The organism is Buttiauxella sp., from assembly GCF_035271705.1.
Classification (GTDB): Bacteria; Pseudomonadota; Gammaproteobacteria; order Enterobacterales; family Enterobacteriaceae; genus Buttiauxella.
The window spans coordinates 1-7428 of the sequence record NZ_DATERI010000007.1; the positions used below are offsets into that span (position 1 = coordinate 1).

Below are 7428 nucleotides of genomic sequence, written 5' to 3' on the forward strand. Positions count from 1 at the left end.
TGCTCATCCTGTTCAGCCGCAGTTGGCTTGTTAAACTGCGATTGCAGGTAGTTACTCATCTGGTTTAGACGAATATCCCCGCCGCCAATTGCCGCGAGTAACTCTTCAACTTCATTGAAGTTATAACGCGGCAGCAACGACTTTTCAGCCTCTTTAAGGCTGATACCGAGATGCTCAATTTCATCATCAAGGATTTGGCGTCCGGCCAGAATGTTTTTGTCGCGGTCTTGTTTACGGAACCAGTTGTGGATTTTGGCGCGTCCACGACTTGTGGTGATGTAGCCCAGGTTTGGGTTCAACCAGTCACGGCTCGGATTCGGCTGTTTCTGGGTGATAACTTCAATCTGATCACCCATTTGCAGCTGATAGGTAAACGGCACAATGCGCCCACCTATTTTCGCGCCGATGCAGCGGTGCCCGACATCGCTGTGAATGTGGTAAGCAAAGTCCAGGGGTGTGGAACCTGCCGGTAAATCCACCACATCACCTTTCGGGGTAAACACATACACGCGGTCATCAAACACCTGGCTGCGGACTTCATCCAGTAATTCGCCGGAATCGGCCATTTCTTCTTGCCAGGCAATCAGTTTACGCAGCCATGCAATACGATCTTCGTGGCCTGAACTGCCGCTACGTGCGTGACCTTCTTTGTATTTCCAGTGCGCAGCAACGCCGAGTTCTGACTCTTCGTGCATCTGCTTGGTACGAATCTGGATTTCGATAGTCTTGCCGTTTGGCCCCAGCACCACGGTATGAATCGACTGATAACCGTTGGGTTTTGGATTGGCGACGTAATCATCAAACTCGTCAGGCATATGGCGATAATGCGTGTGTACGATGCCAAGTGCCGCATAGCAATCTTGCAAACGCTCTGCTACAACGCGCACCGCACGCACATCAAACAGCTCGTCAAAGGCGAGGGATTTTTTTTGCATCTTGCGCCAGATGCTATAGATGTGTTTTGGGCGGCCGTAAACTTCAGCCTTTACACCCTCTTCTTTCATCGCTTTGCGCAGCGCGCTGACAAACTCGTCGATGTAATGCTCACGATCGATACGACGCTCGTGCAGCAATTTTGCGATACGTTTGTATTCCGCAGGATGCAGGTAACGGAAGCAGTAATCTTCCAGCTCCCATTTGAGCTGGCCAATACCCAGGCGGTTGGCGAGCGGCGCATAGATATTGGTACACTCTTTTGCCGCCAGAACGCGTTCGTCTTCTGGTGCGTCTTTCACTTCACGCAGGTGAGCGATACGCTCTGCGAGTTTGATAACCACACAGCGGAAATCGTCCACCATCGCCAGCAACATGCGACGAACGTTATCGACCTGTTCAGCAGAGACTGAATCGGTGTGCGCGGCTTTAAGCTGGCGGATGGCGGCCATGTCGCGTACGCCGTGAATCAGCGTGACGACCTGGTTATCAATGCTTTCACGCATCACCTCTTCGGTGACAACACCTGCGTCGGCAAGAGGGAACAACAATGCGGCTCGTAGCGTATCGTTGTCCATGCTCAGCATCGACAAAATTTCCACCATTTCGACGCCGCGCCACAGCAGCAATTCCGCATTTGGATGGCCTTTGGTCTGTTGCTCGCAATACCGCCAGGTTTCGGCTAAGCGTTCACATGACTGCTGGTTGGTGATCCCGAGGCTAGCAATCCATCTATCGGGCGCAAATTCGCCAGCTTTATTGAGATGTGCACTTCTTACCGCAACCATTGTCCGTCCTCTTCGGTGGGGTATAAATCAAATCAAGCAATCTGATCTAACCGCTCAAACAGCGCCATCGACTCCAGGTGCCCTGTGTGCGGAAACATATCCAGCATTGCCAGTTGACGCAGTTGGTAACCTGCTGCCAGCAGTGCCTCGCTATCACGGGCAAGAGTCGTCGGATTACATGAAACATAGACCACTCGGCGAGGTGCTAGTGCAATGACATGCTGCATAACACCTGGCGCACCCGCTCGAGCGGGGTCGAGCAATATTTTGTCAAACCCTTGGGCCGCCCAAGGCTGACGAGTCACATCATCTTCCAGGTTCTCATGAAAGAATGTGACATTTTTCAGCGAATTATGTCGTGCATTATATTCACCTTTCGCCACTAGCGCAGCAACACCTTCCACTCCAACGACACTTTCGGCGCGTGTGGCGAGCGGGAGCGTAAAGTTTCCCATTCCGCAGAACAGATCTAGCACGCGGTCAGTTGGCTGAATATCCAGCCACTCAATAGCACGCGTAACCATCTGCTGATTCACGCCATCATTCACCTGAATGAAATCACGTGGGCTGAACGTTAAGCGTAGCCCGTCTGAGTGATAGCAAGGCTCATCGTCACCCAGTGCTGTGAGTGTCTCACTGTCAGGCGCTAAAAACAGCGCAACGCCTGTAGAATGCGAAAAGCGTTCCAGTTTTTGCCGATCGTCGTCATGAAGGGCATCTAAATGGCGTAGCACCATCAGCGGACCATTATCCGCCAGTACCAGTTCAACATGGCCTAAACGGCGAACCGCTTTTAAATCGCTCAGACAGTGGCGCAAGGGTTCCAGTAATGCCTCAAGCTGGGGCGCCAGAACCGGGCAATGGTGAATATTCACAAGTTCACTGTCTTGAGATTTACGAAATCCCATCTGTAAGGTTTGTGTTTTAGAGAGGTAATTCAACCCTAAGCGTGCGCGGCGGCGATAACCCCATGGCGAACCAGAGATTATTTCATTTACCACCGCAGGGGCCTCTCGCTTCCCCATCATGCGGGCCAGGGCTCGGGATTTTGCTTGCTGCTGCAATTCGATGCTGGCATGTTGCTGTTGGCACCCCCCGCAAACGCCAAAGTGCGGGCAACGCGGAACCACACGCTGCGGGCTATCATTTAAGCGTCGTTTCACTCGAGCCTGGGCAAAGTTACGTTTGTCATCGGTAATCGTGACGTCAACCTGTTCGCCAGGCAGTGCGCCCTGGATAAAAAGCGCTTTACCGTTATGGCGTGCGACACCCTGACCAAACGGATCAAGGTCAGTAACGTTCACGGTTATGATTTGACGAGTCGTAACCCGTCGCTTTGCAGAGTAGAATTGCGCCATGAGCCAGAGTGCTCTCTCATAAATATTAACTGTTGCTTCAATTGTCCCATATCGGAAGCCCATGACCAACTACAGCCTGCGCGCACGCATGATGATCCTGATTCTGGCACCGACATTAATGATCGGTTTATTGCTCAGTATCTTTTTTGTCGTCCATCGCTACAACGACCTACAGCGCCAGCTCGAAGATTCAGGTGCCAACATTATCGAACCGCTGGCAGTCGCCAGCGAATATGGCATGAGTTTTCACAGCCGCGAGTCCATACGCCAGTTGGTCAGCGTGTTACACCGCCGCCATTCCGATATTGTGCGGGCCATTTCGATATTTGATGAAAACAACAAACTGTTTGTCACCTCCAATTATCAGCTAAATGCTTCGGCATTGAGGTTACCAAACAATGAAAAACAGCCGCATAGTTTAAACATTACGCGGCACGGCGATTCGATAATTCTACGCACCCCCATTATTTCCGAGAGCTATTCACCGGATGAATCAGAAATAACCGATGCGAAACCGGGGGGCAATTCGCTCGGCTACGTCGCGATTGAACTCGACCTGAAATCAGTGCGTTTGCAGCAATACCGAGAAATTTTCATCTCGACGTTGATGATGCTGTTCTGCGTCGGCATCGCGATGCTCTTCGCCTATCGCCTGATGCGCGATGTCACGGGGCCCATCCGCAATATGGTGAATACGGTCGACCGGATACGCCGCGGCCAACTCGATAGCCGTGTCGAAGGTTTCATGCTCGGCGAATTAGATATGCTGAAAAACGGTATCAATTCGATGGCAATGTCGTTGACTGCCTATCACGAGGAGATGCAGCACAATATTGACCAGGCCACGTCCGATTTGCGCGAAACCCTTGAGCAGATGGAAATCCAGAACATTGAGCTGGATCTGGCCAAGAAACGCGCTCAGGAAGCCGCACGTATTAAGTCTGAATTCCTCGCTAATATGTCCCACGAGCTGCGCACACCGCTCAATGGGGTGATTGGATTTACCCGATTGACGCTGAAAACAGATTTGAATGCCACGCAGCGCGATCATCTCTATACCATTGAACGCTCAGCCAATAACCTGCTCACCATTATCAATGACGTGCTGGATTTCTCTAAACTGGAAGCGGGTAAACTGATTCTGGAAAGCATTCCATTCCCGCTGCGAAATACGCTCGATGAGGTCGTGACTTTGCTTGCGCATTCGGCCCATGACAAAGGTCTGGAGCTGACGCTAAACATTAAAAACGATGTCCCGGATAACGTGATTGGCGATCCACTGCGCTTACAGCAAGTCGTCACCAATCTGGTGGGTAATGCGATTAAGTTTACCGAGAGCGGCAATATTGATTTGGTCGTCGAGAAACGCTCGCAAGGCAACAATAAAGTCCAGGTTGAGATGCAAATTCATGATACCGGGATTGGTATTCCTGAGCAGGAACAGTCGCGCTTGTTCCAGGCATTTCGTCAGGCGGATGCCAGTATTTCACGGCGTCACGGTGGCACTGGACTGGGGCTGGTGATTACCCAAAAATTGGTCAGTGAAATGGGTGGCGATATTTCGTTCCATAGCCAACCAAATCAGGGGTCTACTTTCTGGTTCTATATCAACCTGGATCTGAATCCTAACGCGGTTCTTGATGGTTATTCGACTGAGAATCTGGTAGGTAAACGTATTGCGTATATTGAACAAAATGCTTCTGCGGCACAAAGCACGCTCAACATTTTAGCCAATACACCGCTTAAAGTGGTGTATAGCCCAACGTTTACGGCCCTCGCCGAAGCGCACTACGATATTATGCTGCTCGGTATGCCAGTCTCGTTCCACGAAACGCTCACCATGACGAATCCAAAACTCGCAAAAGCCGTCACCATGACAGACTGCCTGATCCTGGCGCTGCCAAGTCATTGCCAGGTAGACGCAGAATCGCTGAAAAAAGAAGGTGTTGCAGCCTGTTTACTGAAGCCTGTCACCTCACCACGTCTGTTGCCACTGTTGGCTGAACACACCGTTAATGCACATCCCACACTTGCTGATAGCGTTGAAAACAAGAAATTACCGCTTACGGTAATGGCGGTAGATGACAACCCGGCTAACCTGAAACTGATTGGCGCATTGCTTGATGATCATGTGCAAAACGTTGAGCTGTGCGATAGCGGTTTACAAGCTATTGAACGGGCAAAACAGATGCAGATAGACATCATTCTGATGGATATTCAGATGCCTGAAATGGATGGTATTCGCGCCTGTGAGGTCATTCGCCAGATGCCGCACCACCAGCAAACACCCGTCATCGCCGTAACGGCACATGCCATGGCGGGGCAAAAAGAGAAACTGCTGAGTGCTGGCATGAATGACTACCTTGCCAAGCCAATTGAAGAGAAAAAGCTGTATAGCCTGCTGCTGCGTTATCAGCCGGGTGCCATTAACGCGCTCACTCAACCAACAAACGCAGAAATAACGGCGCAAGCCAGCAATCAAAACCAAACACTGGATTGGTCGTTGGCGCTGCAACAAGCGGCCAACAAGCCGGATCTGGCACGCGATTTACTGCAAATGCTGTTGGCATTTTTACCCGAAGTACGCAATACCGTTGAAGAACAGTTGGTCGGGGAAAACCCGCAGATGTTGGTGGATATCATTCATAAACTTCACGGCAGCTGTAGCTACAGCGGTGTGCCACGCTTAAAAAATCTGTGCTTGATGCTGGAACAGCAACTGCGTAATGGTGTGAAGCCGGAAGATTTGGAACCCGAACTCTTTGAGTTGCTCGATGAGATGAATAATGTCTCAAAAGAAGCGCAACGAATGTTCGGCTAAACATCACGTTGATGTCGGATGTCGCTAATGCTAATCCGACCTACGCAGTTTTAGGGGGGGTTGGGGGTTAGCGCGAGCGACATCCACAACCTATCGCAATGGTTGCCGCAATATTTCGCGCAGCCATACGCAGATTATCTCCGGCGTTATCCAGCGCTTCTTCCAACGTGCAAATGCGGTACAGCACACTGAAAACGGCATCCAGACCATGCTGATGCACGACACCTACATCTGGCGTTAAACTCCCGGCAATGCCAATAACCGGTTTGTTATAACGCTTCGCGACTTTTGCCACGCCAATCGGCACTTTGCCATGAATTGACTGGCTATCGATGCGGCCTTCTCCGGTAATGACCAGGTCTGCATCGCGCACCAGTTCATCAAGTTTTAACGCTCGCGTGACTATCTCTATCCCCTGTTGCAATTCTGCACCGCAGAAAGCAAAAAGTGCGGCACCCATACCGCCCGCAGCTCCGCCACCGGAAAGCGTCATGACGTCGATATCAAGATCGCGGGAAATGATTTTTGCGTAGTGTTCCAATGCCTGATCGAGCTGACTCACCATTTCTGGCGTTGCGCCTTTTTGCGGGCCAAATACCGCCGATGCGCCTTCTTTACCGGTCAACAAGTTAGTGACATCACAGGCGACTTCAATCTGGCACGCTTTCAGGCGTGTATCCAACCCAGAAATATCGATAGAGGCCAGTCGTGCTACTTCACCGCCGCCAAGTCCTAACGACTCACCCTGGCTATCCAGAAAACGTGCTCCGAGAGCCTGTAGCATGCCGATACCACCATCATTGGTGGCACTGCCGCCAATCCCAACGAGGATGCTTTTTACGCCGCTATCGAGCGCATAGCGAATCAATTCACCTGTTCCCCACGACGTGGTTTTCATCGGGTTACGCAAGTTGGGTGGAACTTGTTCGAGGCCACTCGCTGCCGCCATTTCAATAAAGGCTTGCTGCCGATCGCCTGAAATTCCATAAAAAGACTGGATCGGATCACCCAATGGCCCGGTGACATCCACTTCAATGATTTCGCCATTTGTTGCGGCAACCATCGCCTCTACCGTGCCCTCGCCGCCATCAGCAACTGGAAGCTTCACATAACAGGCATCGGGGAACACTTCCCGAAAACCGGCTTCAATCTGTGTCGCCACCTCCAGAGCACTCAGGCTCTCTTTATATGAATCTGGTGCGATAACAATTTTCATGTGCCATCCATCGCTACAGTCTTAAGCGTCAAGTTAGTGTCGGATGTCGCGGCGTTAATCCGCCCTACAAAACCACTTTCGTAGGGCGGATTAGCGTTAGCGACATACACCATCAGTTTCGATAATAAGGGTATAGCCTATCGAACCATGCACGGGCGTTTGTTATTAAATGTCCATTCCGGGATCAGATACTGCATTGCCATCGCATCATCACGCGCGCCAAGCCCATGTTTTTGATACAACTCGTGCGCTCTCATCACTTCATCCATATCCAGCTCCACGCCCAGACCTGGTGTGGTTGGCACCTGTACC

The 7428-nt window shown here is 51.1% G+C and carries 4 protein-coding genes and 1 pseudogene; 1 reads left to right on the top strand and 4 read right to left on the bottom strand.

The genetic code is table 11. The features are described 5' to 3' along the window. Positions 1-1721 (bottom strand): GTP diphosphokinase (relA, locus tag VJY99_RS00435; protein ID WP_324115282.1); only part of this gene is annotated, 1721 nt, incomplete at its 3' end. 32 nt (positions 1722-1753) lie between these two features. Next, a complete protein-coding gene (rlmD, locus tag VJY99_RS00440) occupies positions 1754-3079 on the bottom strand; it encodes a 23S rRNA (uracil(1939)-C(5))-methyltransferase RlmD (protein WP_324115284.1) in 1326 nt (441 codons plus the stop codon). Positions 3080-3140: 61 nt separating this feature from the next. On the opposite strand from rlmD, the gene barA reads away from it, so the two are divergent. Beyond that, positions 3141-5900, top strand: coding sequence for a two-component sensor histidine kinase BarA (barA, locus tag VJY99_RS00445; RefSeq protein WP_324115285.1), 2760 nt, complete (start codon positions 3141-3143; stop codon positions 5898-5900). 67 nt (positions 5901-5967) lie between these two features. On the opposite strand, the gene VJY99_RS00450 is transcribed toward barA, so the two are convergent. After that, on the bottom strand, positions 5968-7116 hold the full coding sequence (locus tag VJY99_RS00450; RefSeq protein WP_324115287.1) for a glycerate kinase: 1149 nt from the start codon (positions 7114-7116) through the stop codon (positions 5968-5970). 137 nt (positions 7117-7253) lie between these two features. Then, a pseudogene (gene gudD / locus VJY99_RS00455) lies at positions 7254-7428 on the bottom strand (glucarate dehydratase); the annotation flags it as partial.